This window comes from Nocardioides ginkgobilobae (assembly GCF_054781275.1).
Window position 1 is genome coordinate 45,944 of record NZ_BAAGUS010000019.1, and the last position, 23,715, is coordinate 69,658.

15 protein-coding genes are annotated in these 23,715 nt (G+C 73.1%); 7 read left to right on the plus strand and 8 right to left on the minus strand.

All coding sequences use genetic code 11. The features are described 5' to 3' along the window. Nucleotides 1–56 precede the first annotated feature (56 nt). The 3 genes from ACYVID_RS15780 to ACYVID_RS15790 all read left to right on the plus strand — a co-directional run bounded on the left by ACYVID_RS15780 (nt 57) and on the right by ACYVID_RS15790 (nt 6,220). Entirely contained in the window at nt 57–3,935 is a 3,879-nt protein-coding gene (locus ACYVID_RS15780) for a DNA-directed RNA polymerase subunit beta' (protein ID WP_460738646.1), read from the plus strand. A gap of 174 nt (nt 3,936–4,109) precedes the next feature. Continuing rightward, nucleotides 4,110–5,402, plus strand: a complete 1,293-nt coding sequence (locus ACYVID_RS15785; RefSeq protein WP_460738648.1) for a geranylgeranyl reductase family protein — start codon at nt 4,110–4,112, stop codon at nt 5,400–5,402. 32 nt (nt 5,403–5,434) lie between these two features. Beyond that, the gene (locus ACYVID_RS15790) at nt 5,435–6,220 is read left to right on the plus strand and encodes a lysophospholipid acyltransferase family protein (RefSeq protein ID WP_460738650.1); all 786 of its coding nucleotides are present in this window, start codon (nt 5,435–5,437) and stop codon (nt 6,218–6,220) included. Nucleotides 6,221–6,476: 256 nt separating this feature from the next. Here the strand turns inward: ACYVID_RS15790 and ACYVID_RS15795 are convergent, their stop codons facing one another. The 8 genes from ACYVID_RS15795 to ACYVID_RS15830 all read right to left on the minus strand — a co-directional run bounded on the left by ACYVID_RS15795 (nt 6,477) and on the right by ACYVID_RS15830 (nt 16,803). Then, nucleotides 6,477–7,505 (minus strand): hypothetical protein, encoded by a 1,029-nt coding sequence (locus tag ACYVID_RS15795; RefSeq protein ID WP_460738652.1) that lies wholly within the window; start codon nt 7,503–7,505, stop codon nt 6,477–6,479. Between the two features lie 26 nt (nt 7,506–7,531). Then, nucleotides 7,532–8,992, minus strand: coding sequence for a PstS family phosphate ABC transporter substrate-binding protein (locus tag ACYVID_RS15800; RefSeq protein ID WP_460738654.1), 1,461 nt, complete (start codon nt 8,990–8,992; stop codon nt 7,532–7,534). Next, complete coding sequence (locus tag ACYVID_RS15805) at nt 8,989–10,158, minus strand: hypothetical protein (RefSeq protein WP_460738656.1); 1,170 nt, start codon at nt 10,156–10,158, stop codon at nt 8,989–8,991. Before ACYVID_RS15805 ends, ACYVID_RS15800 begins: the two co-directional genes overlap by 4 nt. After that, nucleotides 10,155–11,024, minus strand: coding sequence for a hypothetical protein (locus tag ACYVID_RS15810; RefSeq protein ID WP_460738658.1), 870 nt, complete (start codon nt 11,022–11,024; stop codon nt 10,155–10,157). The genes ACYVID_RS15805 and ACYVID_RS15810 overlap by 4 nt, the downstream gene beginning before the upstream one ends. Then, nucleotides 11,021–12,892 (minus strand): hypothetical protein, encoded by a 1,872-nt coding sequence (locus ACYVID_RS15815; RefSeq protein ID WP_460738659.1) that lies wholly within the window; start codon nt 12,890–12,892, stop codon nt 11,021–11,023. The genes ACYVID_RS15810 and ACYVID_RS15815 overlap by 4 nt, the downstream gene beginning before the upstream one ends. After that, nucleotides 12,889–15,054: a glycosyltransferase gene (locus tag ACYVID_RS15820; protein ID WP_460738661.1), complete on the minus strand. Its 2,166-nt coding sequence runs from the start codon at nt 15,052–15,054 to the stop codon at nt 12,889–12,891. Before ACYVID_RS15820 ends, ACYVID_RS15815 begins: the two co-directional genes overlap by 4 nt. After that, complete coding sequence (locus tag ACYVID_RS15825) at nt 15,051–15,323, minus strand: hypothetical protein (RefSeq protein WP_460738663.1); 273 nt, start codon at nt 15,321–15,323, stop codon at nt 15,051–15,053. Before ACYVID_RS15825 ends, ACYVID_RS15820 begins: the two co-directional genes overlap by 4 nt. Before the next feature lie 157 nt (nt 15,324–15,480). Further along, a complete protein-coding gene (locus ACYVID_RS15830; protein ID WP_460738665.1) occupies nt 15,481–16,803 on the minus strand; it encodes a glycoside hydrolase family 5 protein in 1,323 nt (440 codons plus the stop codon). A 99-nt stretch (nt 16,804–16,902) separates the two neighbouring features. Here ACYVID_RS15830 and ACYVID_RS15835 point away from each other — a divergent pair, with 99 nt between their 5' ends. The 4 genes from ACYVID_RS15835 (at nt 16,903) to ACYVID_RS15850 (ending at nt 23,524) form a co-directional block, all read left to right on the plus strand. Continuing rightward, nucleotides 16,903–18,165, plus strand: a complete 1,263-nt coding sequence (locus ACYVID_RS15835) for a hydroxyacid-oxoacid transhydrogenase (RefSeq protein ID WP_460738667.1) — start codon at nt 16,903–16,905, stop codon at nt 18,163–18,165. A gap of 133 nt (nt 18,166–18,298) precedes the next feature. Further along, nucleotides 18,299–21,139 (plus strand): FAD-binding and (Fe-S)-binding domain-containing protein, encoded by a 2,841-nt coding sequence (locus ACYVID_RS15840; RefSeq protein WP_460738669.1) that lies wholly within the window; start codon nt 18,299–18,301, stop codon nt 21,137–21,139. Between the two features lie 85 nt (nt 21,140–21,224). Then, the gene (locus ACYVID_RS15845) at nt 21,225–22,532 is read left to right on the plus strand and encodes a class I SAM-dependent methyltransferase (protein ID WP_460738671.1); all 1,308 of its coding nucleotides are present in this window, start codon (nt 21,225–21,227) and stop codon (nt 22,530–22,532) included. Nucleotides 22,533–22,537: 5 nt separating this feature from the next. Next, nucleotides 22,538–23,524, plus strand: coding sequence for a hypothetical protein (locus ACYVID_RS15850; protein ID WP_460738673.1), 987 nt, complete (start codon nt 22,538–22,540; stop codon nt 23,522–23,524). Nucleotides 23,525–23,715: the final 191 nt, after the last annotated feature.

A 23,715-nucleotide genomic window follows, 5' to 3' on the forward strand; every position in this document is an offset into this window, starting at 1 on the left:
CCGGCTCCGCCCCCACTACTTCACTTTCCAAGAACCACTGAAGGGTTGCAGCCATCGTGCTCGACGTGAACTTCTTCGACCAGCTCCAGATCGGCCTGGCCACCGCGGAGGACATCCGCGGCTGGAGCCACGGTGAGGTCAAGAAGCCGGAGACCATCAACTACCGCACGCTCAAGCCCGAGCGTGACGGCCTCTTCTGCGAGAAGATCTTCGGTCCCACCCGGGACTGGGAGTGCTACTGCGGCAAGTACAAGCGCGTGCGCTTCAAGGGCATCATCTGCGAGCGCTGCGGCGTCGAGGTGACCCGCTCCAAGGTGCGTCGCGAGCGGATGGGCCACATCGAGCTCGCCGCTCCCGTGACCCACATCTGGTACTTCAAGGGCGTGCCGTCGCGGCTGGGCTACCTGCTCGACCTCGCCCCGAAGGACCTGGAGAAGGTCATCTACTTCGCGGCGTACATGATCACCTCGGTCGACGAGGACGCCCGTCACCGCGACCTGTCCTCGCTCGAGGGCAAGGTCGGCCTGGAGCGCGAGCGCCTCGAGAAGCGCCGCGACCAGTCGCTCTCGGACCGCCAGCAGAAGCTGGAGGAGGACCTCGCGGCCCTCGAGGCCGAGGGTGCCAAGGCCGACCAGCGCCGCAAGGTCAAGGACGGTGCGGAGCGGGAGATGAAGCAGCTGCGCGACCGTGCGCAGCGCGAGATCGACCGTCTCGAGGAGGTGTGGGACACCTTCAAGAGCCTCAAGGTCCAGGACCTCATGGGCGACGAGATGCTGTACCGGGAGATGAAGAACTGGTTCGGCAAGTACTTCGAGGGCCACATGGGCGCCACGGCGATCCAGAAGCGCCTGGAGTCCTTCGACATCGCCGCCGAGGTCGAGAACCTGCGCGAGACCATCGCGACCGGCAAGGGCCAGAAGAAGGTCCGTGCGCTCAAGCGCCTCAAGGTCGTCGACGCCTTCCGCAAGACCGGCAACAAGCCGCAGGGCATGGTGCTCGACGCCGTCCCGGTCATCCCGCCGGACCTGCGTCCGATGGTGCAGCTCGACGGTGGCCGCTTCGCGACCTCCGACCTCAACGACCTGTACCGCCGCGTCATCAACCGCAACAACCGCCTCAAGCGGCTGCTCGACCTCGGTGCGCCCGAGATCATCGTCAACAACGAGAAGCGGATGCTCCAGGAGGCCGTCGACTCGCTGTTCGACAACGGTCGCCGCGGTCGCCCCGTCACCGGCCCGGGCAACCGGCCGCTGAAGTCGCTCTCGGACATGCTCAAGGGCAAGCAGGGTCGCTTCCGCCAGAACCTGCTCGGCAAGCGCGTGGACTACTCCGGCCGCTCGGTCATCGTGTCGGGTCCGCAGCTGAAGCTGCACCAGTGCGGTCTGCCCAAGCAGATGGCGCTGGAGCTGTTCAAGCCCTTCGTGATGAAGCGCCTGGTCGACCTCTCGCACGCGCAGAACATCAAGTCCGCCAAGCGGATGGTCGAGCGCGCGCGCCCGGTCGTGTGGGACGTGCTCGAGGAGGTCATCACCGAGCACCCGGTGCTGCTGAACCGTGCGCCCACGCTGCACCGCCTCGGCATCCAGGCCTTCGAGCCGCAGCTGATCGAGGGCAAGGCCATCCAGATCCACCCGCTCGTCTGCGGCGCGTTCAACGCCGACTTCGACGGTGACCAGATGGCCGTGCACCTGCCGCTGTCCGCCGAGGCCCAGGCCGAGGCCCGCGTGCTGATGCTGTCGACCAACAACATCCTCAAGCCCTCGGACGGCCGTCCGGTGACCATGCCCTCGCAGGACATGATCATCGGCCTGTTCTGGCTGACCTCCGACCGCGAGGGCGAGCCCGGCGAGGGTCGCGTCTTCTCGTCCCCGGCCGAGGCCATCATGGCCTTCGACCGCGGCGAGATCTCGCTGCAGAGCCGGGTCAAGGTCCGTCTCGACGACATCGTCCCGCCGCTGGACCTCGAGCTCGGTGCGGACTGGGAGGAGTCGCGGGTCATCACCCTCGACACCACCCTGGGCCGGATCCTGTTCAACGACACGCTGCCGGCCGACTACCCGTTCGAGAACGGCGAGGTGGGCAAGAAGCGCCTGGGCCAGATCGTCAACGACCTCGCCGAGCGCTACACCAAGGTCGTGGTCGCTGCGTCCCTGGACGCGCTGAAGGACGCCGGCTTCCGGTGGGCGACCTTCTCGGGCGTCACCGTCTCCATCGACGACGTGACCACCCCGGCGGACAAGCTGCAGATCCTCGAGTCCTACGAGAAGCAGGCCGCGAAGGTCCAGAAGGACTTCGAGCGCGGTCTGATGACCGACGACGAGCGTCGCCAGGAGCTCGTGGAGATCTGGACCGAGGCCAGCCGCCGCGTCGGTGACGCGATGGAGAAGGCCTTCGACCCGACCAACCCGATCTACATGATGGTCCACTCGGGTGCGTCCGGGAACATGAACCAGATCCGCCAGGTCGGCGCCATGCGTGGCCTCGTGGCCAACCCGAAGGGCGAGATCATCCCGCGCCCGATCAAGGCGAACTTCCGTGAGGGCCTCTCGGTCCTGGAGTACTTCATCTCCACCCACGGTGCTCGCAAGGGTCTGGCCGACACCGCGCTGCGCACCGCCGACTCGGGCTACCTCACCCGTCGCCTGGTCGACGTGTCGCAGGACGTCATCATCCGCGAGGAGGACTGCGGCACCGAGCGCGGCCTGCCCCGCACGATCGCCACGCGCACCGAGTCGGGCACGCTCGTGGCGGCCGACGACGTCGAGACCTCGGTCTACGCCACCACGGCGGCCGTGGACATCGCCCACCCCGAGACCGGGGAGGTGCTCGCCGCTGCCGGCGAGGACCTGGGCGACGTCAAGATCGGTGAGCTGATCGCGGCCGGGGTCGACTCGGTCAAGATCCGCTCCGTGCTGACCTGCGAGGCCCGCACCGGCACCTGCGCCAAGTGCTACGGCCGCTCGCTGGCCACCGGCAAGCTCGTCGACATCGGTGAGGCGGTCGGCATCATCGCCGCCCAGTCGATCGGTGAGCCCGGCACGCAGCTGACGATGCGTACCTTCCACACCGGTGGTGTGGCCTCGGCCGACGACATCACCCAGGGTCTGCCCCGCGTGGTCGAGGTCTTCGAGGCGCGGACGCCCAAGGGCGTCTCGCCGATCTCGGAGGTCGCCGGTCGCGTGCAGATCGAGGAGACCGACAAGGCCCGCAAGGTCCTGGTCACCCCCGACGACGGCTCCGACGTCATCGAGTACGCCGTCAGCCGGCGTACCCGCCTGGCGGTCGCCGACGGCGAGCACATCGAGGTCGGCAAGCAGCTGACCAGCGGTACCCCCGACCCCAAGGAGGTGCTGCGCATCCTCGGTGTGCGCAAGGCACAGGAGCACCTGGTGCACGAGATCCAGGCGGTCTACCGCTCGCAGGGCGTGTCGATCCACAACAAGCACATCGAGATCATCGTGCGGCAGATGCTGCGTCGGGTCACGGTGCTGGAGTCGGGCGAGACCAACCTGCTGCCCTCCGACCTCGTGGACCGCGTGCGGTTCGAGGAGGAGAACCGTCGGGTCGTCTCCGAGGGCGGCAAGCCCGCGGCGGGTCGTCCCGAGCTCATGGGCATCACCAAGGCCTCGCTGGCGACCGAGTCGTGGCTCTCGGCGGCCTCCTTCCAGGAGACCACCCGGGTGCTCACCGACGCGGCCATCAACGGGCGCAGCGACTCGCTGCGTGGCCTGAAGGAGAACGTGATCATCGGCAAGCTGATCCCGGCGGGCACCGGCCTCGAGCGGTACCGCAACATCCGGGTGGAGCCCACCGAGGAGGCCCGCGCGGCGGCGTACTCCGTCACCGGTTACGACTCCTACGACTACGAGTTCGGCGGGAGCGGCGGCCAGGCCGTCGCCCTCGACGACTTCGACTTTGGTTCCTACCAGAGCTAGCGCGAAGCGCTGGCTCTGGTAACCCGGAACCAGATCGAGCGAGACACGACCCCGCCGGCGCTCGCGCCGGCGGGGTCGTGTCGTGTGTCGAGATCCAGTCGCTGTCCGAGAACGGTCGCCCGACCGCCGCCGGCGGCTCAGGCCCGCTACCGACCATCTGGGAGAATCTGACCCGTGAGCAGCACGACCCCCACCCTCCCGACCGAGACCGACGTCCTGGTCGTCGGCGCCGGCCCCGCGGGCTCGGCCGCCGCGGCCTGGCTGGCGCGCGCGGGGGTCGAGGTGGTGCTGGCCGACGCGGCGACGTACCCCCGGGACAAGACGTGCGGTGACGGGCTCACGCCCCGGGCCGTCCACGAGCTCTCCCGGCTGGGGCTGGAGGACTGGCTGCGCGCCCACAAGGTCAACCAGGGCCTGCGTGCCCACGGCTTCGGCCAGGTGCTGCACCTGCCGTGGCCCGGCGGCAACCTCCCCACGTGGGGGAGCGCGGTCGCCCGCACCGAGCTCGACGACCACCTGCGCACCACCGCGCTGAAGTCCGGGGCGATCGGGGTGGAGGACGCCCGCGCCGTCGACGTGCGCTGGGACGGCGCCCGCGTCGCCGCCGTGGTCTTCGAGCGGCGCGGCCCGCGGGTCGACGGCGCCCGCGCCACGACGCAGCGCTTCGAGATCGCCTGCCGACGCCTGGTCGTCGCCGACGGCGTGCGCTCGCCGCTGGGCAAGGTGCTCGGCCGCGAGTGGCACCGCGACACCGTCTACGGCGTCGCAGGTCGCTCCTACGTCACCTCGACGATGACCGACGACCCGTGGATCAGCTCGCACCTGGAGCTGCGGGACGAGAAGGGTGCCGTCCTGTCCGGCTACGGCTGGATCTTTCCGCTCGGCACCGGCGAGGTGAACGTCGGCGTCGGCACGCTGGCCACCGCCAAGCGCCCGGCGGACATCGCGATCAAGCCCCTCATGCAGTTCTACGCCGACCAGCGCAAGGAGGACTTCGGGCTCTCCGGCGAGCTGCGGATGCCGACCTCGGCGCTGCTGCCGATGGGCGGCGCCGTCAGCGGTGTCGCCGGGGCCAACTGGGCGCTCATCGGGGACGCCGCCGGGTGCGTGAACCCGCTCAACGGCGAGGGCATCGACTACGGTCTCGAGACCGGCCGGATGGTCGCCGACCTGCTGGTCGAGCTCGGGCCCGGGGCCGCCGGCCTCAGCACCCGCTGGCCGGAGCTGCTGCGTGAGCACTACGGCGAGGCCTTCTCCATCGCCCGCCGCCTCGCGGGGCTCGTCACCGTGCCGTGGGTCCTGCCCCGGTTCGGTCCCGCCGGGATGCGCTCTGACCTGCTCATGACCCTCGCGCTGCGGTGGATGGGCAACCTGGTCACCGACGAGGACCGTGACACCGCGGCCCGGGTCTGGCGCTGGGCCGGGCGGCGCTCGTTGGCGGTCGACGCCCGCCCGCCGTTCAGCTGAGCCGGACGCTCAGCCGGACGATGGCCAACGCGGTGGCACGCGAGCCGTGGTACGCCGGCACGATCCTCCTCGGCAAGGGGCTGCTGCGCGGCCTGGACGTCGAGCGGGCCTGGCACGGCACCGAGCACCTGCCCACCGACGGACCGGTGCTGCTCGCGAGCAACCACGCCTCCTTCCCGGACTTCGCCTTCGTCGGGGAGGCGGGTCTCTCGCGGGGGCGACGGATCCGCTTCCTGTGCCGCCACGACATGTGGGACGTCCCCGTCGTCGGGCGGGCCATGCGGTCGATGCGGCACGTGCCGGTCGACCGCGAGGCCCCGGCAGCGGCGTACCTCTCGGCGCGGCGGCTGCTGCGTGAGGGCGAGCCGGTCTGTGCGTTCCCCGAGGCGGGCGTCTCCCACAGCTACACGATCCGCGCGCTCATGCCCGGGGTCGCGGCGCTCGCGCGCGAGACCGGGGTCCCGGTCGTCCCGGTCGCGGTGTGGGGACAGCAGCGGCTGTGGCCGCTGCGGCGCCACCTCGAGGAGCGGGCGCAGCTCTCCCTGCGGCGCGGGGTGCGGGTGGACGTGGCGTTCGGCCCGGCGTTCTCGGTCGGACCCGACGCCGACCTCGTGGAGGTCACCCGCCACCTGGGCCACCGGATGACGGTGCTGCTGGAAGGGCTGCAGTCGCTGCCGCACCAGCGACCGCGCCCCGGTGAGCAGGCCCGGTGGCACCCCGCGCACCTCGGCGGGACCGCCCCGACCCGCACGGCGGCCGAGCCGCTCGACCTGCTGCCCCGCTCCGCGATCCGCCCCACCTGGGGTCCGCAGGTCTGAGGCTGGTGTGTGGGGGCGCTGGTGGGTGGGGCGGGCGGTGCCGTAACCGGCGGACGGGCGGTCGGGGCGACCGTCGACCGAGGCGCCCCTTCGTCGCAAACCACCCTTCTCGTTCGTCCCTCACGAGAAGGGGGCCAGGCCCATCCACGCTCCTCCGGGGCGCCTCGGTCGACCGTCGCCCCGCCCACCCGAGGCCGGCCACGGCACCGCCCGCCGATGTCGTGGGGCCCGGTCGGTCCGTCAGGTCGGCGTGCCCTCAGAAGGGGGCGGCGGCGACCTCGCAGAGGTTGAGGGCGGGGGAGGTCTCGTCGTTGGTGATCCAGTACGACGACAGGAACATGCTGCTCGTGCGGCCGTGGGCGGTCCAGCCCAGCTCCATCATCCCGTTCTCGGGGAGGTCGAGCGGGCCGACGCGCCCGCCGCCGGCGTCGAGGGAGTCCTCCTCGACGTGGTCGCGGACCTCGCCCTCGCCGGAGATGGTGCGGGCGAGGACGGTGGCGGCCGGGTCGTCGGTGAGCAGCGAGACCCAGCGGACGCCACGGCGTCCGGGCTCGCAGCGCAGCTCGAGGGTGCCGAGGGGGGCGAGGTCGGCGGTCACGACGGTGCGGTCGCTGCTCCCGTCGACGCTGCCCGCGTCCTGGTCGCCGTGCCAGGTGAGCAGGGCCGCCTGGGAGGGATCGGTGCTGAGGGTGGCGTCCATCCGGCAGGTGCGGTACTCCTGCGGCTCGCGGAAGTTCTCCCACCACCAGCTGAGCTTGAGCGCGGTCGCAGGGACGGCCGGCATCGCCCCGCCCGGGAGGTGCCGTCCGGTGCGGGTGCTGATGACGCCCTCGGCGTACCCGCTGGAGAACGTCTCGACCGGGGTCTCCTGGTTGAGGCCCTCGTGGGCCGCGCGGCCGGTGCCGCCGGTGCCCTCGTCGAGGGCGGTGTCGAAGCGGTAGACCCGCACGTTCTTGACCGCGACGACGGGGCGTCCGCCCTTCTTCTCGTACTTCGCCAGCCACATGGTGGTCTCGCGGTTCCGGTCGTCCGGGACGATCTTGACCATCGTGTTGTTGGGCTTGCAGACGAGCTTCAGCTGCCCGATGCCCGGCACCCGCGTGGAGGCGGTCTGGTCGAGGCGGGACCTCGGGGTGCTGCCCTGCCAGGAGAGGGTCAGGGTCTTGGTGACGACGTCGTCGGGGGCCCGGCGCCCCGCGGGGCCCGGTGCCGCGGGCGCGGCGGTCGTGGTCCCGACCAGGCCACCGGCTACGAGGAGCGCCGTCGCCAGGAGCGCCGTGGTCATGCGTGCGCGGATCCTGCGTGCGCCGATCATCGGGCCGGTTGGAGCGTCGTGGACTCGCCGTCGCCCTCGGCGGAGAGGACGGGGGCGGGGTCGAGGGTGACGAGGACCGGTTCCTCGCGGTCGGTGACCCAGGCTCGCTGGGTGGCCACGTCGGCCGCGGGGACGGAGACGAGGCGGGCCCGGGTGGCCTGGTCCTCGGCGTTGTCGAGGTAGTGCAGGAGGAACTCCTGGACCTCGGGCCGCTCGAGCGAGCGCACCGTGGTGGTGAGCAGGAGCCGGCGGGCGAGGGGGTACTCGCCGCTGGTGATCGTCTGCTGGCTCGGGAAGATGCAGCTGCGCTCGGCGCCCTCGCCCGGCGGCAGGGTCACCTCGAAGGGGCGCAGCTGCTCCTCGAAGAGCTCGTAGTAGCTGAAGCGGAAGTAGGCGACGTTGCCGCGGGCGCGCTGGAGGCGCTCGCGGGCCCGGACCGACCGCTCCCAGACGACGGTGAGCCCACGCTTGCGCGCCTCCAGCTCCCGCATCCGGGCCTGGGCCAGGCTGAGCGCCTCCCAGGCGCGGTCCTTGCGCTCCTGGTCGGCCCGCTGCGTGGCCAGCGGCCGCTGGTCGCGGATGCCCTTCTCGACCTCAGCGGACGCCTCCTCGACCTCGGCACGGGCGTCGTTGACGACCTGCCACTGTGTCTCGAGCTCGGCCTTGGCGAGGTCGCGGCGCCGGGTGCGGTCGCGCAGCTGGGCGGCGAGCAGCTCGTCGCGGTCGCGGCCCACGACGAAGAGCCGGGAGCCCTGGTCGGTGTCGAAGGCCTTGTAGTCCGAGCGCAGGTTGGTCAGCGACGGCTCGGGTGCGTCGAGGACGTACTGGCCGAAGAACGAGAAGGCGTTGTTCTCCGGGTCCGGCCCCGCGACGTGCAGCGGGACGTCGTCGTACCCGCCGCCCAGCTGGGACCAGCGGGTGACGGGGGAGCCGGCCCGGTAGACCTCGCGCACCTGGTCGGTGCTCAGGCAGTCGCCGCCCACGTCGGACTCGTTCTTGGTGGCGACGACGACGGCGTCGGAGGCGACCTGGAGCTGGACCAGGTCCAGGCCCACGCGTCGGCACGCCTCGAGCTCGGCCTCGCTGACGGTGCGGGAGGAGTCGACGACGTCGATCTCCCCGCGGCACAGCGCCGCGAAGGCGGCGTCCTCGCCGTCGTACGAGAGACGTACGTCGGTGGCGGTGCCGCTCTGGCCGAACGCCACGACCTCGTCCGGGGTCAGCGAGCCGCGGTTGCCGCTGATGAGCACCACGCCGGCGACGGGCTGGGGCAGGTCCCGGTAGGCGGCACGGACCCGCGCGCTCTCGGCCCGGTCGGCCTCGTAGTCCTGGGCCTGGGCGTCGGCCACGATGTCGCTGGCCTCCTGCGCCGGCTGCTCCGAGCAGCCCGCCAGCAGGCCCAGCGCGAGGAGCGGGGCGGCGATCCGGGCGGAGCGGCCGGGGATCCGGGTGCTCATCGGTTCCTCCTCCGCTCCATCGGCGGGTAGTCGTAGCGCGGGCCGAGCTCGACGACCTCGAAGTCGTCGAGGGTCAGCCCCTGCAGCTCGTTGCCGTTGATGAGTCCTGCGGTGACGTCGCGCTGGGCGTAGAGCGTCGGGACCTCCGCGCGGTCGACCACGATGGCGCCGTAGGTGCGCAGGGTCAGGACGATGGCGTCGGCCAGGCGCTGCTGCTGCGCGGTCAACGCGATGAGCTTCCCGGTGCGGGGGTCGCGGGGGCGCTCCGGCACGACGTCGGCACGGAGCCGGATGCGGGCTCCCTCCGGCACCGAGGTGACCTCGCCGTTGCCGTCGGTCGAGGACGCGGGCTGCACGAACGAGCCCTGGGCCGGGCCCGGGATGCTGATCGCCAGGGCGTGCTCGATCAGGCCGGCCTCGAGCTCACGGGGGCGGATCAGCCCGCCGAAGAGCGGCAGGCCCGAGCCGCGGGCCGACACCTGGCCGGGCTCCTGGTAGCCGGGTCCGTCGAGCGCCCAGCGCTTCATGTAGTGGTAGGAGATCGAGCCGTCGTCCTCGCGGCGGGCCCGCCACAGGTCGTAGGCCACGTCCTCGCTCGCGTCGACGATGGTGAACCAGCCGTCGTAGCGCGGGTCGGGGTCGATGTCGGAGGGGATCGTGAGGGTGACGGTGTCGTCGCCGTCGCCGCACTGGTCCTGCCGGCACACGACGGCGGTCGGCTCGCCACCTGCCACCACGGGCACGGTCCAGGCCTCGGTGTTGATGTAGAGCGGGTCGTCGATCCGGCGCGGGACCGTGCGGACGCCGGTGGCGTCCTCGACCACGCCGATGCGGTACTGCGCGCGGTCGATCATCCGGTCGGAGTCGGGGTCCACCGGGGCGGCGTCGACGCGCTGGTTCCACGGGGAGTCCTCGGAGAAGAGCCGCTCCTCGGCCAGGACCACGCCACCGGTCTCCTCGACGGTGCCCGCGGTGACGGTCACCTCGGCAGCGGGGGTGCGACCCGACTGCTGCGGCGCGTCGTCGCCGCAGGCGGCCAGGCCCAGAGCCAGCACGGCTGCCAGCGCGGTGGCCCCCGTCGCCCGGGCGGGACGTGTGGTCGCGCGTGCCGGGCGCCGGCGGTCGGCGTCGGGGCGGGGACCGGGGGCGGCGTGCGGCGTGCTCATGGCAGGAACGGGTGGTCGGAGGAGCGGGGCGCGTCGGGCCCCTCGAGGGACTCGACGAAGCGCGAGGCGGTGCCGGCGAGGTGCTCCAGGCGGCGTACGTCGTCGGGGGCCGCGGGCGGCATCCCCGAGCGGGCGCGGGCGGCCGCGAGGATGGCGTGGGCCTCGCGGCGGGCGTGCAGGCGGATCAGCTCGGCGTCGAGTTCGGCCTGCGCCGTGAGCATCTCGCAGCGCAGGGCGGCCTCGACCTCGATCGCCTCGAGGTGGGCCAGGGTCGCCGACTGGACCTCGCGGATGCGGGCCAGCACGCCCTCGACGACCTCGGTGACGTCCTCGGTGACGGTGTCCACGTCCTCGGCCGGCACGAGCGAGAGCAGGGCCGCGACCTGCGCCGACGCCTCGGTGCGGGCGTGTGCCGCGGGGGAGTCGTCCGCGGGCGGGGCGAGCAGGAAGTCGTCGGGGTCCTGCTGCTCCACGCGCGCGTCGGTCTGCACGGCGGGGTGCTCAGCGGCGTGCTCGACCGGCAGCTCGTCGGCGCCGGAGCCGGCGTCCTCGTCCGCCACGTCGTCCGCGCCGGCGTCCTCGCGCGCCCCGTCGCCCGGCACGTCGTCCGGCACGTCGTCCTCCGCGTCCTCGGCGCCCGGGTCGGTGACCTCGGGGGTCACGTCGGGGGACTCCTCGGAGCCCTCAGGACCCTGCGGGCCCTGGTCTGCGGGGTCGCCCTCGCTCATCTCCCCGCCCTGCTCGGGCGGGGGCGGGGGAGCTGCCACGAGGCGGTGGGTGAAGTCGACGCGGCCGATCCGCTCGCGGTGCGACAGGATCGCCTCCAGCGAGGGCGGCGGCTCGATGGCCAGGTCCTGGTCGATCACGGCTGCACCTCCAGCTGCACGTCGTCGGTCCCGCCTCCACCAGCACCGGTGGCGGCGCCCTGGCGCTGCTGCGCAGGGTTCTCACGGGGGTCCTGGCCGTCGCCGGTCCCGTCGCCGGTGCGGCCCTGCGCCGGGGCGATGACGGGTGCCGACTCCAGCTCGTCCACGGAGTCGGCGACGTCGCGGTCGGGGGTGAAGCCCGCCGGCACCGCGACCAGCGTGTAGCGCGCGGTCGTGTAGATCGTCGTGAGCGCGGGGTCCCGGCCCTCGGCTGCCACGGGGTAGACCTGGCTGAGCAGGTCCCGCGAGGTGTCGGTCGAGAGGAGCAGGTAGTCGACGTGCTCGACCGGGTTGCGGGCCGCCTCCAGCCACGGGCCGTCGGACCGGTCGACCCGGTCGAAGAAGAGGTCCGGCCGTCCGGTGAAGAGCATGACGGCGTAGGTCTGGGCGTTGTCGGTGAGGATCGAGCCCTGGCGGGTCACGTTGTCGCGGATCCAGGCCGCCATCGCCTGCTCGTCGACGATGCCGACCGCCTGGCCGGAGAGCGTGCGGGTGCCCTCCTGGCTCTGCCCGGTGGACACGGCGGCGGCGAAGGTCGACTCGAGGTTCTGGTACTTGTAGGTCTTCATGCCCTGGAAGGTCCACGGGATGCTCACCAGCAGCCCGACCACGACCAGCGCGCTCACGAGCGTCGCGCTGCTGCCCGCCGAGCGGGCCAGCCAGATCGCCCCGATCACCGAGACCAGCAGGATCGGCAGCGCGTTGCGCATCACCATCGGGCTGTCGGTCAGGTGCAGCACCACGGCGCCGGCCGGTGCGAGCACCGTGACGGCGAGGACGACGGCCAGCCACAGGGCCAGGGTGTTGCCTCGGGACAGGCCGACGAAGAGCAGGGCAGGCAGCACCACGATCGCCAGCGGTGCTCCGTACAGGACCAGCGCGCCGGTCCACTGCGCCAGGCCCAGGAGCGAGAACTGCTCCACGCTGGCGCCGCCGAGGGCGTCGCTGCTGTCGGTGATCCACGCGAACGGGTTGCCGAGCAGCAGCAGGTTGAAGGCGGTCCACAGGGCGATGACGTAGACGGTGGGCGAGGCGAACCCGACGGTCGTGCCCTCGACCTCGGTGCCGTCGGCGCCGAGCCTCGCCAGGATCGCGCCCACCATGACCGCGCCCACGACGAACCACAGCAGGCTGGAGTAGCCCGCCAGCGCCGCGACCGAGAACGAGAGCCCGGCGATCATGACGAAGCGGATGTCGGCGGTGACGTACCACGCGACCAGGGCCCCGAGGGCGGCCACCACGAAGCACAGCCAGATGAACTGGCGGCCTCCGCCGGCGGCGTACAGGGCGACGAGCGGGTTGGCGCCGAGCGCGACGAGGAGGCTCAGGCGCAGGGGGGCGAGGACGCCGGCGCGGCGCATCATCGTGTTGAGCACGACCATGGTGAAGGCGGCGGGGACCGCGGAGGTCAGCGGCACGATCGCGAGGTTGCGCGCCAGGTCGGAGAAGAGCGTGAGCGGCGTGACGAGGAGCGTGGCCAGCGGCGGGTAGTCGAAGCCGAGCGCGGAGAGCTTGGGCGGGTCGTTGTGCCAGACCATGAGCGCGCGGTTGAGCCGGTCGAGGGTCTCGAAGCCCACGACGTGCTTGCCGACGACCAGCCAGTGGCCGAAGAGCGTCCAGGCCACCAGGAAGAAGGCGAAGACGCCGATGCTCTCCCAGCGGCGGCGCTCGATGTCGGCGGGGCGGCGGCCGACGGCCTGCACGACGCCGGCCAGGCGCTCGGCGTTGGTGACGACCCGCCGCGGGGCCTTCTCGACGTGGACCCGGTCGGTGGGGGCGGGCTCGACCCGGACCTGCTGCTCGGTCATGACGACTCCTCGTCGAGGCCGTGCTCGGTCTTCTCCCAGTAGAACGGGTTGGTGAAGAGCTGGATGAAGCCCTTCCAGGCCGCCCAGCTCATCAAGCCCCAGTAGAGGGGCGACAGCAGGGCCGTGCGGGTGATGCCGAACTCGCCGCGCTGCAGGCTGCCCGCGACGTTGAGGTAGACGAAGACGAAGTTGCCGACGAAGAGCATCGCGCTCGCGGCGTAGAACACCAGGCCCGGGAAGAGCTGCTGGATGAAGCCGGCCTGCGTGAGGACGTAGAGGGTCGTGAGCGCCCAGAAGACCGGGTTCATCAGCAGCACGAAGGCGCTGCCCATCGTGAGGTTGAACGAGAGGAACCCGCGCAGCCCGGTCTCGGAGAGCAGCTGGAAGGGGTGGCGCATGTGCACCAGCCAGGTCTGGAAGTAGCCCTTGTTCCAGCGCGAGCGCTGGCGGATCCAGTTGCCGACCTGGGAGTTGGCCTCCTCCAGCGTCGTGGAGTCGATCATCGCGGTGCGGTAGCCCTCGCGGTGCAGCCGGATGCCGAGGTCGGCGTCCTCGGTCACGTTGAAGGGGTCCCAGGCGCCGAGGTCGCGCAGGACAGAGGTGACGAAGTGGTTGGAGGTGCCGCCCAGCGGGATCGGCGACCCCGAGGCGCCCATCGCCGGCAGCACCAGCTCGAAGTGCATGGAGTACTCGTTGGCGAACCAGGCCGTCAGCATGTTCTGGTCCTGGTTGAAGTGGTTGAGCTTGGCCTGGATGCACGCGACCTCGGGCGGGACCCGGGAGAAGGCGACGACCGCCTTCTTCAGCTGGTCGGGGTCCGGGCGGTCCTCGGCGTCGAAGATGACGCAGAAGTCACCGTGCGAGAGCTGGAGGCCGTAGTTGCAGGCCTTGGGCTTGGTCTTCGGCTGGCTGTCCGGCACGACGACCAGGTGGAAGTGCGGGGGAAGCCGCATCGAGCGGATCTTGTCGATCGTCTCGGTGTCGTCCTCCTCGCAGAGCAGCTTCACGTCCAGCCGGGTCCGCGGGTAGTCGAGGGCGTTGATGTCGCGCACCAGGCGGGCCACGATCCCGGCCTCCTTGTAGAGCGGGACGAGGATCGTGTAGACGGGCAGCTCCCGCTCGTCCAGCGCGGCGATCTCCTCCGGGTTCACGTCGGTCTCCAGGTGGGTGCCGAGCGCGCGCAGGGTGAGGCGGAACTTGTAGACGGAGACGAAGAGGTAGGCCGCACTGGCGGCCCCGACCAGGCCGACCAGGGTGCCCATCGGCCAGATGACGCCGCAGACCAGCACCGCGAGCAGCGCCATGACGAGCACGGCCTTCTGCGTGGGAGCGATGACGACGTGCGCGGAGGACTCCGGGGTGCTCTCCATCAGCAGGTGGGTGGAGACGTCGGCGTAGTGCTCGGAGTGCACGCGCTGGATCAGCTGGTCGAGGTCGGTGCGGTTGGCCAGCAGCTGCCGGACCGGACGGTCCAGGGCCTCCTGGACCCGCTCGAGGTCCTCGGGCGCGAGCAGGCGTCCGACCGCCAGCAGCACGGTGCCGTCGTCCCCGGCCTCGGCGACCGGCAGCACCTGCAGGGACTGCGCGAGCGGCTCGGGCAGCCGGCGGGCGACCTCGAGGTCCGGCTCGACATCGGTGAGGCCGACCCGCTGGACCTGGTGGAGCTCGGAGAGGGCCGCGACCAGGACGTCCTCGGTGATGGCGCCGTGGGCGACCAGGATGTCGCCGATCGGGTCGCCGGTGCGGGAGTACTCGACGGTGGCGCGCTGGAGCTGCTCGGTCGTGACCAGCCCGCTGCGCGTGAGCATCTGCGAGACCTGGATGCGGGCGCGGCGGGCCTCGGGGGACTCGACCTGCTCGTCGATCGGCGGCCGGACCGCGTCGATCGCGCTGACGATCTCCATCGCGGTGTGCCGCACCAGCAGCACGGGTCCGTCGATCCGATCCTCGACGACGGTCCGGGTGATCTCGTCGTCCGCGTCGGCCGCAGCCACCAGGACGGTGCCGTCGACGACGGCGTACGGCAGGACCCGGAAGGTGCGGCACAGGCCCTCGGGCAGCAGGCCCGCGAGGTCGGCGTCGACGCCCTCGCCGAGACGCGGAGGGGTGGTCTCGCCGAGGGTCCTGGCGCCCTCCGGGCCGCGCTCGGTGTCGGTGGTCATCGCGCACCCGCCCCGAAGTCGGTGGCGGACCGGCCGCGGTGGCCGGCCTCCGGCTGGTCGGTCCCGTCGGCCGGCGCGGCGGTCGGCTGCTCTCCACCCTGGCGCGGCCGCACGACCGTCCAGACGAGGAAGGCGACGAGCAGCAGCGCCAGCGGCGCGAGGAGGAACCCGACGAAGGTCAGCACGAAGATCGTGAGGGTGAGCAGGACGCCCAGCACGGCCGAGCCCACGCTCTTGCCGCCGCTCCGCGACGTCGTCTGCACCGCCATCGGAACTCCCCCGGTCCGGCTCGGGCACACCTCGCGCGCACCCTGTGTCCTCGACGTTAGGGATGGGGTCTCCTACTGGGAGGAACAGCACCTCCACGTCTCGGTAACAGGTGCGGGTGGCCCCTCGGAGGACGGCTGGAGAGGGGTCGGAAGCCCCTCAGGTCCCGTTCGAGGGCCCGGGTGGGTCCGGCTCGAGCCATGCTCGCACCAGCTCGCCCCAGGCAGTGGGGCGACCTGACAGGTCCTCGACCAGGGCCTCGGGATCGCCCGGCCGCTCGACCCAGCTGCGCGTCAGCACCCCGACGCCGTGGTCGGCGGCCCACCGCAGGTGCAGGGCGGCGGTCCCGGGCAGCTGCTCGCCGGGGCCCAGCTCGGTGGTGAGCAGGGGTACCTGGTCGGCCAGCGGCGCCAGCACCTCCCGCCAGCAGGCGGGGCCGCAGCCCGGCTCGTCGGAGGCCGCGCCCGGCGTGCCGGCGGTGGTGGCGGGGGAGCCCACGTGGACGGTCGCGACCAGCTGGTCGTCGTCGGGGGCCCACTGCCGCCACGCGGAGAGGTCCCGCGCCCGGTCGGGCCCGGGCAGCAGCACCGGCTGGTCGGCCCCGGCACGGCGGATGGCCGCGACGACGTCGGCCATCCCCTGCGCGTCGTACGTCGGTCCGCCGGCCGCGACCGGGACACCCTCGTCCTCGACCGGGGCTCGGCAGCCGCCGTCGCGCCAGCACGCCCAGTCCAGGTCGAGCACCCGGCGGCCGGCGGCGTCCTCGCGCGAGTGCGGCTCGTGGAAGGCCTCGAAGAGGACCGACGGCCGCTCGGCGTACCTTGCGGCCACCGCGCGCCAGAACGCCAGCGACTCCGAGTCGGGCATCGCGAGGCTGCCGGCCTCGGGACTGCCGATCCGCTTGCGGGAGTGGAGCGTGAGCACGACGACCATGCCGCGGGCGTTGAGCGCCTCGACGAAGGTGTCGACGGCCGCGCGGTAGCCCGCCGGGGTGCGTGCGGCGAAGTCGTCGCTCACCGGTGCGCCGCGGGTGCCGAGCCAGCAGTCCTGGTTGAGCGGCAGCCGCACGGTGTCGACCGCCCACGTGGCCAGCACGTCGGCCTGCGCCGCGGCCGCCGCCTCCCGCTCGTCCTCGCCGGCGTCGCCCACCCCGCCGCCCCCGTCGCCGCCCGCGCGACCCGGATCGGCCAGCGTGTCGAGCGCGGAGTAGCCCCAGCCCTGCGCGCACGCGGTCTCGAAGCTGCCCCAGACCACCCCGTGGGGGACCCACGGGTCGCCGGTGCGGGCGTCGACGAGCTCACCGTCGCGCACCACCGGCTCCGCGGCGGTGCTGGCGGGGACGTCGTCGCGCAGCGCCCACCAGGTGCCGGCGGCGGCGGCGCCGACGGTGGTGAGCAGCAGCAGGACGAGCAGCAGCGCGCCGCCTCCGCGGGCGCGGCCGGCAGACCGCTCCCGTTCCAGCCCCAGCCCCCCGGCTCCCACGACGCCTCCGTCCCCCCGGCGATCGCCACCCGCGACGCCGCGAGCAGCGCCCGACCGCTGGTCGGGATGGTACGCACGTCCGGGGCCTACGGTGGGCGCATGAGCGAGACCGTCTTTACCTACGCCGCGCCCGCCTTGAAGTTCGGCTCCGGGGCCTCCGCCGAGCTCGGGCACGACCTGGCCGCGCTGGGTGCCCGCCGGGTCCTGCTGGTCACCGACCCCGGGGTCGCGGCGACCGGCCACCCCGAGCGGATCGCGGAGCAGGTCCGAGCCCGCGGCCTCGAGGTGACGACGTACGACGGGGTGCACGTCGAGCCCACGGATGCCTCGATGGAGCACGCGATCGCGTTCGCGCGCGACGCCGGCCCCTTCGACGCGGTGCTCGCCGTCGGGGGCGGCTCCTCGATCGACACCGCGAAGGCCGTGAACCTGCTGACGACCAACCCAGGCGAGCTCATGGACTACCTCAACGCGCCCGTGGGCCGCGCGCAGGCGCCGGTCAACCGGCTGCTCCCGCTCGTGGCGGTGCCCACGACGACCGGCACCGGTTCGGAGTCGACGACCATCTGCGTGCTCGACGTGCTGTCGCTGCACGTCAAGACCGGGATCAGCCACCCGGCACTGCGCCCGACCATGGCGGTGGTGGACCCCGCTCTGACGATGGGACAGCCGCCGATGGTGACCGCCGCGGCCGGCATGGACATCCTGTGCCACGCGCTGGAGAGCTGGACCGCGAAGTGGTTCGCCGACTTCGACGCCAAGACCCCCGAGCAGCGCGTCCCCTACTGCGGCGCCAACCCGATCGCCGACCTGTGGGCGACCAGGGCGATGTCGCTCCTGGCAGGTTCCTTCAGGCAGGCGGTGGCCGACGGGAGCGACGTCGTGGCCCGCGAGCAGATGGCGCTCGCCGCGACCTTCGCCGGGCTGGGCTTCGGCAACGCCGGGGTGCACGTGCCGCACGCCAACGCCTACCCGATCGCCGGGCGCGTCCGCGACTACCGGCCCGCCGGCTACCCCCAGGAGGAGGCGATCGTGCCGCACGGCATGGCCGTGGTGCTGACCGCGCCGGAGGCGTTCCGCCTCACCTTCGAGGCCTCCCCGGAGCGGCACCTCGAGGCGGCCCGGCTGCTCGACCCGTCGGTGACCGGCACCGGGCCCGACGTGCTGCCCGGGGTCCTGACCTCGCTCATGCGCGACGTCGGCATCCCCAGCGGGCTGGCCGAGGTGGGCTACCTCGACTCCGACGTGGACGACCTGGTCGAGGGCGCGCTCAAGCAGCAGCGGCTGCTCGCCACCGCCCCGCGCGAGATCACCGCCGAGGACCTGGCCGGGGTGTTCCGGGGGTCGATGCACCACTGGTGAGGGGTCTCGTGGCTCGCTGCGCTCGCACCTCGACCGGCGGGATCCCGTCGTACGCCGTGTGCCGCGGGCCACACCGCCCCGGCTCCCCTGGACGCGGGTGGGGCGGGCTGGGGCGGTGCCGGACAATGGAGCGGTGAGCGCGCCGACCCTGGAGAATTCTGGCCACGACGCCGGTGCCGCCCGTGACGTGGCGGCGGCCCTGCGGGCGGCCGGGATCGGCGGCCCCGGCGACGTCGACGACTCGACCCTGGGGCGCGCGCTCTACTCCACCGACGCCTCGCTCTACCGCGTCCCGCCGCAGGTCGTGGTGCGGCCGCGCGACCGCGACGAGCTGCTGGGCACGCTGGCCGTCGCCCGGGAGACCGGGACCCCGCTGACGATGCGCGGGGCCGGCACCTCGATCGCCGGCAACGCCGTCGGCCCCGGCATCGTCGTCGACACCAGCCGACACCTCAACCGTGTGCTGGCCATCGACCCCGAGGCCCGCACAGCGACCGTCGAGCCGGGCACCGTGCACGCGGTCCTCCAGCGCGCGGCGGCACCGCACGGCCTGCGCTTCGGGCCCGACCCCTCGACCCATCCCCGCTGCACGATCGGCGGGATGATCGGCAACAACGCCTGCGGGGCGCGGGCGCTGGGCTACGGCCGGACCGCGGACAACGTGGTCGGCCTCGACGTCGCGTTCGGCACCGGCGAGGTGTGGACGGGGGGACCCTCGGCGGTGGGCGACGGGCTCGCGTCGTTGGTCGACGGCCACCTCGGCCACGTCCGCACGGAGTTCGGCCGGTTCACCCGGCAGGTCAGCGGCTACTCGATGGAGCACCTGCTGCCCGAGAACGGCCGCTCGGTCGAGCGGTTCCTCGCCGGTTCGGAGGGCACCCTCGGCCTGGTCCTGGGCGCGACCGTGCGTCTGGTCGACGACCGGGTCACCCGACACCTCCTCGTGCTGGGCTACCCGTCGATGGCCGAGGCCGCCGACGCGGTGCCGGCGCTGCTCGCGGTCGGACCGCTCACGGCCTGCGAGGGCCTCGACGACCGGATCGTCGAGCTGGTCCGTGCCCGCGGTGGTGTGCCCGAGCTGCCGCGGGGCGCCGGGTTCCTCTTCGTGGAGTACCTCGACGCCTCGCTCGAGAGCGGCCTGGTCGCCGCGTCCGGTGCCCTCGGCCACCGGGTCGTCACCGACCCCGCCGAGACGGCCGCGCTGTGGCGGATCCGCGAGGACGGTGCCGGCCTCGCCGCGCGGAGCCTCGGGCGACCGGCGTACTCCGGCTGGGAGGACGCCGCCGTGCCGCCCGAGAAGCTGGGTGCCTGGCTGCGTGACTTCGACGAGCTGCTGACCGGCCACGACCTGCAGGGCGTGCCCTACGGCCACTTCGGCGACGGCTGCGTGCACGTGCGCATCGACTTCGACTTCACCGACCGGCAGAGCGACGCCACCGCGGGGCCGCGGCGGTTCCGGGAGTTCCTGCTGGCGTGTGCGGAGAAGCTGCGCGAGCACGGCGGCTCGCTGTCGGGCGAGCACGGCGACGGGCGGGCCCGCTCCGAGCTGCTCTCCACGATGTACGACGAGGAGTCGCTGCGCCTCTTCGGTGCCGTCAAGGCCGTGTGCGACCCCGAGAACGTGCTCAACCCGGGCGTGCTCGTCGACCCCGACCCGATCGACGCCCACCTGCGCCCGGCGCGGCCCCGCCGCGAGCCGCGCACCCGGCTCAACCTGCTGCACGACGGCGGGTCGCTCGGGGACGCCGTGCACCGCTGCACCGGTGTCGGCAAGTGCGTCGCGCCGCAGGTCAGCGGCCAGGGCAAGGGCGTCATGTGCCCGTCGTGGCAGGCGACCCGCGACGAGAAGGACTCCACCCGCGGCCGCTCGCGGGTGCTGCAGGAGGCCCTCGACGGGACCCTCGTCGGCGGGCTCGGGGACCCGGCCGTCTCCGAGGCGCTCGACCTCTGCCTGGCCTGCAAGGGCTGTGCGTCGGACTGCCCGACCGGCGTCGACATGGCGACCTACAAGTCCGAGGCGCTGCACCAGAAGCACGACGTCGAGGGGCAGCGGCGCCCGCGCTCGCACCGGCTGCTCGGCCGGCTGCCTCGGTGGGCCGCGCTCGCGGCGCCGGTCGCTCCCGTGGTCAACGCCTCGCTCAAGGTGCCGGCGTTCGCCCGGCTGGCACGGGCCACCGCCGGGGTCGACCAGCGGCGCTCGCTGCCGTCCTTCGCGCGCCGCACGCTGCGCCGCTCGGCACCCGTGGGTCGGCTCGCGTCCGCGACCCCCGACGTGTGGGTGTGGGCCGACTCCTTCACCGACCACTTCCTGCCCGGCTCCGGCCACGCCGCGATCCGGGTGCTCGAGTCCGCCGGTCTCACCGTGAAGGTGATCGACGAGGACGCCTGCTGCGGCCTCACCTGGATCACCACCGGGCAGCTCACCGAGGCGGGCCGGATCGCGACCCGCACCGCGGCCACGCTCGCCCCCTACGTGCAGTCCGGCGTGCCCGTCCTCGGGCTCGAGCCGTCCTGCACCGCGACCCTGCGCAGCGACCTGGTCGAGCTCACCGACCACCCCGGCGCGGGGATCGTCGCCGAGGGCGTGCTGACCTTCGCCGAGCTGCTCGACCGGCTCGGCCTCGGCCCCGACCGGCTGCCCTCCCTCGACGGGGTCGCCGTCGTCGCCCAGCCGCACTGCCACCAGCACGCCGTCATGGGCTGGGACGCCGACCAGCGGCTGCTCGAGCGGCTCGGCGCCACCGTCACCAGGGTGCCCGGCTGCTGCGGCCTGGCCGGCAACTTCGGCATGGAGAAGGGGCACTACGAGGTGTCGGTGGCCGTCGCCGAGACCCACCTGCTCCCGACGATCCGCTCCCACCCGGACGCGGTCGTGCTCGCCGACGGCATGTCCTGCAAGGTCCAGCTCGACGACCTCGCGGACGTCCCGGCGATGCACCTCGCCGAGCTGCTGGCTTCTAGGCTGCCGTCGTGAACCCCAAGCACCGCCGCCTCGTCATCCCCGTGGCGCTGGGGCTGCTGCTGCTGATCGTCGTCGTCGCCTCCTTCCTGTAGGACCCATGGCCGAACCGCTCCTCCGCGCGCTCGCCCGGCTCCGGGCCGAGCTCCTGGCTCCCGACACCCTCGTGCGGGCCGTCGCCTCGGGCCGCCGCCGCGACGGTGACCCGCGCTGGCGCCGCGTCGAGGTCCGCCCCGTGGAGCTCAAGGCCGGCCGGCACCTGCAGCTGACGTCGTACGACGCGACGCAGGCGCACACGAGCAACCACCTGCTCGGCGACGACCCGCTGGCCGGGCCCGCGGCGGAGGCGCTGGACGCGCTGCTGTTCGACGAACCGTTCGGCAACTGGCACGTCGAGACCACGACCCACACCCATCAGCTGCGCGTCACCAAGAAGGGCGAGGCCCTGCTGCACTCGACCCAGCGCGCTGCCCCGGTCGCCGTCGAGCTCGAGCACGACCGCGACAAGCAGCGGCTGCTGCCCGAGGACGACCCGGTCTACGCCGCGCTGGGGTTGACCGACGCGCAGGGCCGGGTCAAGCCGAGCCGGCGGGCCAAGTTGCGCCAGGTCGAGGAGTTCCTGCGGCTGCTGGACGCCACCATCAGCGAGGCGCGCTCCTCGGGGCACCTGCGACGCCCGACCCCCGAGCAGCCGCTGCGCATCGTCGACCTCGGCTGCGGCAACGCCTACCTCACCTTCGCCGCCCACCGCTTCCTCAGCCACGTGCGGGGGTTGCCGGTGCACCTGGTGGGTGCCGACGTGAAGCAGCAGTCGGCCGACCACAACAGTGCGGTCGCCTCCTCGCTGGGTGTCGCCGAGGAGATGTCCTTCGCGGTCGGCACCATCGGCGACGTCGTCGTCGACCCCGCGCCCGACGTGGTGCTCGCGCTGCACGCCTGCGACACCGCCACCGACGACGCGCTCGCCCGGGCGGTCGGCTGGGAGGCGCCGGTCGTCCTCGCCGCGCCCTGCTGCCACCACGACGTGGCGGCCCAGCTGCGCCGCTCGCCGACCCCGTCGCCGTACTCCGCGCTCACCCGGCACGGCATCCTGCGCGAGCGGTTCGCCGACACCCTCACCGACGCGCTGCGGGCGTCGCTCGTGCGCCAGCAGGGCTACCGCGTCGACGTGGTGGAGTTCGTCGGGTCCGAGCACACCCCGCGAAACACCATGCTCCGCGCGGTGCGCACCGGCTCGCCGGTCAAGGGCGGCTCGGTGGTGAAGGAGTACGACGAGCTCGTCGCCACCTGGCAGCTCCGGCCGCGGCTCGGCGAGCTGCTGGGGCGGCTGCCGGCGGAGCCCGCTGCCGGGTCCGCTGCGGGCCCCGCTCCCGACTCCGCTCCTGGCTCCTCTGCCGGGCAGGACTGAACGTCGTGGGCCGGCTGCTCGCCGTCCTGGTCGCGCTGCCCTTTCTGGCCGGCGGCGTGACCGCGGCCGTCTCGGCGGACCGCGGGCAGGTCGTGCTGACCTTCGCCGACCCGGCCGTCGTGGAGTCCTCCGGTCTCGTGGCACTGGACGACCTCGTGGTGACCGTCAACGACTCCGGCGACTCCGGCCGCGTCTTCGCCGTCGGGCCCGAGGGGCGGACGGTCGGGATGACGACCTTCGCGGAGTCGCCGACCGACGTCGAAGCGCTGGCCCCCGCGGGTCCTGTGGGTCCCGGCAGCCCCGGCGAGGTGTGGGTGGGCGACATCGGCGACAACGCCGCGGCCCGGTCCTCGATCTCGGTGACGCGGGTGCCGGTCGGTCGCGGCGACCGCTCCGGGAGCTACCCGACCTTCGAGCTCGTCTTCGCCGACGGGCCCCGCGACGCCGAGACGCTGCTTGTCGACCCGACCACCGGGCGACTGCACGTGGTGTCGAAGGAGATCTTCGGCGGCACCCTCTACTCCGCGCCGCCGCGGCTCGCCACCGACCGGCCCAACGTGCTGCGGCCGGTCGCCGACGCGCTGGCCGTCGCCACCGACGGCGCCTTCTGGCCCGACGGACGGCACCTGGTCGTGCGCGGCTACGGGCGGGCCGTGGTCTACGCGTGGCCCTCGATGACCGCGGTCGCCGACCTCGACCTGCCCGACCAGGACCAGGGCGAGGGGATCGCCGTCACCGCCGACGGGCGGGTGCTGGTCTCCACCGAGGGGCAGTTCACCGACGTGCTGGAGGTGCCGCTGCCGCGGGAGGTGCGGGCTGCGGTCGCGCCGGAGCGCGAGCGCCCGGGGTCGGGGGAGGGGCGTCCGCAGCCGGTCTCCCCGATGCCGGTCGTCCGGGAGGCCGGCCCGCTCCCGCCGTGGCTGCTGCTGGGTGGCGGCGCCGGCGTCATCGTGCTGCTCGGGCTGGTCGCCTGGGCGGTCCACCGCCGCTGACCCGGACGACCCGGTCTCACGCCACCGGGTGAGATTGGCTCCGCCGCCGGATGGCTAGGTTCCGGTCAGTGTCAGGGTGAGGCTCGCCGCGATCAGCGGCTGGTTGGATCCTGAGCACCCGGTGTCTGGCTCATAGGTTCATTGTCGCCTTCGGGTTGATGAGCATGCGTTTTGCCGGCATCGGGTGTGAA